This is a genomic window from Candidatus Eisenbacteria bacterium (assembly GCA_013140805.1).
GTDB lineage: Bacteria > Eisenbacteria > RBG-16-71-46 > RBG-16-71-46 > RBG-16-71-46 > JABFRW01.
The window spans coordinates 1-4,026 of the sequence record JABFRW010000068.1 but is presented as its reverse complement, the minus strand read 5'-3'; the positions used below and the strand labels follow the sequence as shown (position 1 = coordinate 4,026).

Below are 4,026 nucleotides of genomic sequence, written 5' to 3'. Positions count from 1 at the left end.
GAGATCGGGGGCAGCGACGAGGAAGAAGCGGCCCTGTTCATCAAACGGCACGTCACCAAGCCGGTGGTCGCGTTCGTCGCCGGGCAGACGGCACCGCCCGGGAAGCTCATGGGGCACGCGGGCGCGATCATCTCGGGCGGGGCGGGCACGGCCGCCGAGAAGATGGCGGCGTTCGAGGCCGCCGGAGTGCCGGTTGCACGCATTCCGTCCGAGATTCCCGCATTGATCTCCGAGCAGCTCGGCCGGCGTCGCGCGCGTCGCAAGCATGCGGCGCCGAAGGCCAGGGTCGTACTCGGAGCCGGTACCAGGTCACGCGCCTCGGCGGCGCGCAAGTCCGCGACCCGCAAGGTTGCTTCGCGCGCGGCATCCAAGCCGCGCAAGTCGTCCAAGCCGCGCAAGCCGTCCAAGCCGGCTCCGCGCGCCAAGTCCGCCGGTCGCCGGCGCTGATCCAATCGATTCGAACTTTCACGGGCCCCACGCCCGTTTTCCGGAGGTAGCAGCATGGCCATCGAACGCACGCTATTCATCGTCAAGCCGGACGCCGTCCAGCGAAGCCTGATCGGCAAGATCCTCGCGCACGTCGAGGGCGAGCAGTTCCGCATCACCGACGCACGTCTCGCCTCGATCACGCGCGCGGAGGCCGAGGAGTTCTACTCCGAGCACAAGGGCAGACCGTTCTTCCCCGAACTGGTCGACTTCATGACCTCGGGGCCCGTGATGCTCACCTGCCTCGAGCGTGAGTCGGCGGTGACCCGGCTGCGTGAGGTGATCGGCGCGACCGACCCCGCTCAGGCGGCTCCCGGGACCCTCCGGGCGCTCTACGCCGAGAGCAAGGGGCGCAACTCGGTCCATGCCTCGGACAGCAACGCGAGCGCCCAGCGCGAGATCAAGATCTTTTTCGGCGTCGCCGCGATCAGCCGCTGAGCCCCAGCCCCCCGAGCACCGTCGGCGCAAGGCTGGACGCTCTTCCGAGCGCTGTGCTAGTGTGCCGGCCGTCCCTGTCCCGGGGGCACGCACCCAATATGTCCAGTTTCCATATCAACTTAGCGACGCTCTCCCCGGGGTCCAGCCGACTCGTGGTCGAAGGCCCTGCAGCCGATCTGGGCCTGTCCGACGGCGAGTGGCCCGAGCCGATCCGGTCGGATTGGTCGGTCGATCGGTCGGGCGAGCAGGTCACGGCGCGCGGCGAGATTCACGCAACCGCCCGTCTGGACTGTGTCCGTTGTCTCAAGTCGTTCGATCTCGCCCTCGAAGTTCCGGTCGTCGTGCACGCGGATCGCGCCGGTCGCGGACGTCATCCCGAGCAAGAGGGAGATCTCGAACGTGATGACTACATGCGGTTTCATGATGGCCGGCAGGTGGAACTGGGCGAGGACGTTCGCGAAGCGCTCTTGCTCGAAGTTCCGATGGCTCCGTCCTGTCGGGTCGATTGTCGGGGGCTGTGCCCCCGTTGCGGAGCCGAACTGAACGAGGGGCCCTGCGGCTGCGCGACCGAGTCGCGCGCCTGAGGCTTCGCGGTCGAACGGCCGCACCCGACGCACGCAGACCGGTCCCGGCCGGCCCGCGCGCTTCGGTCCGAACTCAAGAGGAGGGACGCACCGATGGCGGTTCCCAAGCGACGTCACTCGCCAACGCGCGGTCGCAAGCGCCGGACGCACTGGAAGCTTCGCAAGCCGGGCGTCAGCGCCTGCAGCCACTGCAGCAGCCCGAAGATTCCACATCGCATCTGTCCGACCTGCGGTTTCTATGACGGCGAGGAAATTCGCATGCCGTCCACCGAGTAACGACCGGGCTCGTCCCATACCATGGGATCGATCCCGCGCATCGGGATTGACGCGATGGGAGGTGACCACGGCCTCGGCGAACTCGCCGCCGGCCTGGTCTCGGCGTTCCGTGAATGGCCCGGGCGCTTCACCATCACGCTGGTCGGCGATCAGGCCGAGATCGGTGTCGAGCTGAAGAAGGCGGGAGCGGACCGCCTGCCGATCGAGATCGTTCACGCCCCCGAGCGCATCGACATGGCGGAGAAGGCGGCGGCCGCGGTGCGGCGCAAGACCGCTTCATCGCTCGGCGTGATGATCCAGCTTCACAAGCAGGGCCATCTCGACGCGGTGTTCAGCGCCGGCAATACCGGAGCGGTGGTGGCGGCGGCACTGCTCGGCCTCGGACGACTCGAAGGGGTTTCGCGCCCGGCACTGGCGGCGTTCTTTCCGAATCCGAGTGGCGGTGCGGTGGTGCTCGACGTTGGCGCGAACGCACAATGCAAGGCGCCGTGGCTGGTGCAGTTCGCTCACATGGGTTCGGTCTACGCGCGCTATCTGCTCGAACGCCGCACCCCGCGCATCGGGCTGCTGTCGATCGGTGAGGAAGACACCAAAGGCAACGATCTGGTGCTGGAGGTGCTCCCGCTGCTCAAGGCGGAGACCCACCTGCACGTGATCGGCAATGTCGAAGGCCGCGACGTGTTCAAGGGCACCTGCGACGTGGTGGTGACGGACGGCTTCACCGGCAACGTGGTGCTCAAGACGGCCGAGAGCGCCGCGGGATTCCTGATGAACAAGGTGAAGCAGGAGGTGATGGGCGATCCGCTCGCCATGGCGGGCGCGGTGCTGATGCGCCCCGCGATGAGCCGTGTGCGGCGCGCGATCGACTGGGAAGAGCACGCGGCGGTGCCGCTGCTGGGAGTGGACGGCGTGTGTTTCATCGGGCACGGTTCGAGCCGCCAGCGCGCGTTTCGCAGCGCGATCCGCACCGTGGCGACGTTCGTCGAAAAGAAGGTCAATGAGCACATCCGCGAGGAGATCGGGACCAATCGTGACTCCGCAGCGTGAAGTGAGAGGTGCGGCGATCGCGGGCACCGGCATGTACGTGCCGGAGCAAGTGGTGACGAACGCCGACATGGCGCGGATCGTCGAGACTTCCGACGAGTGGATCGTCGAGCGCACCGGGATCCGAGAGCGACGCAAGGCGCGCCCCGACCAGGCGTCGTCGGACCTCGCGTTGATCGCCGCCCGCCGCGCGCTCGAAATGGCGGGGCTCGAAGCCGTCGACATCGATCACATCGTGCTCGCCACCACTTCGCCGGACCGCTATCTGCCGTCGTGCGCGTGCACGCTTCAACACAAGCTCGGCGCCACTCGTGCGGCGGCCTACGACGTGTTCGCGGCCTGCACCGGTTTCGTGTTCGGACTCGGCATCGGGCGCGCGCTGATCGCGGGTGGTGCCGCCGATACCGTGCTGGTGGTCGGAGTCGAGACGCTCTCGCGCATCACGAACTATCAGGATCGCAACACCTGCGTGCTGTTCGGAGATGCGGCGGGGGCGGTGGTGCTGCGTCCGTGCGCGGCGGGCGATGGCGTGCGCGCGGTCCACATGCAGAGTGACGGCGAACTCGGCGACGTGCTCGAGATCGCCGGCGGCGGCTCGCGCGAGCCGGCGAGCGAGGACACGGTTCGCGATCGCAAGCACTTCATCGCCATGCGGGGCAAGAAACTGTTCCCGTTCGCGGTCCGCAGCATGGAGGACAGCCTGCGCCAGGTCGTGGGCGAGGCCGGCTGGGGAGTCGACGATCTCGATCTGGTGATTCCTCATCAGGCGAACATTCGCATCATCGACGCGGTGCGCGAACGCCTCGGCATTCCCGCGGAGCGCGTGGTGGTGAACATCGATCGCTACGGCAACACGTCCTCGGCCACGATTCCGGTCGCGCTCGACGAGATCGTGCGCGCGGGGCGCTTGAAGCCCGGCGACAAGCTCGGCATCTGCGCGTTCGGGGGCGGAGCCACGTGGGGCGCGGCGGCGTTGAGCTGGACGCGTGCGCGCGTCGAACCCGAGAGCGCGGATGCCGCCGGCAACCTCGCGGCCGCACGGAGCGACACATGACGCTCGCATTCCTGTTCCCGGGGCAGGGAGCGCAGAAGGTCGGAATGGGTCAGGCGCTCGCAGCCGCGCACCCGATCGCGCGCGAGACCTTCGCCGAAGCCGATCGAGTGCTGGGCTTCGGACTCACCCGCCTGTGCGCCGAGG

The 4,026-nt window shown here is 68.1% G+C and carries 6 protein-coding genes and 1 pseudogene; all 7 read left to right on the top strand.

Annotated elements, in window-relative coordinates; all coding sequences use genetic code 11:
* A pseudogene (locus tag HOP12_06045) lies at nt 1-240 on the top strand (succinate--CoA ligase subunit alpha).
* Between the two features lie 261 nt (nt 241-501).
* Complete coding sequence (gene ndk, locus HOP12_06040; GenBank protein ID NOT33718.1) at nt 502-924, top strand: nucleoside-diphosphate kinase; 423 nt, start codon at nt 502-504, stop codon at nt 922-924.
* A 152-nt stretch (nt 925-1,076) separates the two neighbouring features.
* Complete coding sequence (locus HOP12_06035) at nt 1,077-1,508, top strand: DUF177 domain-containing protein (GenBank protein NOT33717.1); 432 nt, start codon at nt 1,077-1,079, stop codon at nt 1,506-1,508.
* A 93-nt stretch (nt 1,509-1,601) separates the two neighbouring features.
* The gene (gene rpmF, locus HOP12_06030; GenBank protein NOT33716.1) at nt 1,602-1,784 is read left to right on the top strand and encodes a 50S ribosomal protein L32; all 183 of its coding nucleotides are present in this window, start codon (nt 1,602-1,604) and stop codon (nt 1,782-1,784) included.
* Nucleotides 1,785-1,838: 54 nt separating this feature from the next.
* A complete protein-coding gene (plsX, locus tag HOP12_06025) occupies nt 1,839-2,831 on the top strand; it encodes a phosphate acyltransferase PlsX (GenBank protein NOT33715.1) in 993 nt (330 codons plus the stop codon).
* A complete protein-coding gene (locus tag HOP12_06020; protein NOT33714.1) occupies nt 2,782-3,882 on the top strand; it encodes a ketoacyl-ACP synthase III in 1,101 nt (366 codons plus the stop codon). The genes plsX and HOP12_06020 overlap by 50 nt, the downstream gene beginning before the upstream one ends.
* Nucleotides 3,879-4,026 (top strand): malonyl CoA-acyl carrier protein transacylase (locus HOP12_06015; GenBank protein ID NOT33713.1); only part of this gene is annotated, 148 nt, incomplete at its 3' end. The genes HOP12_06020 and HOP12_06015, both read left to right, overlap by 4 nt.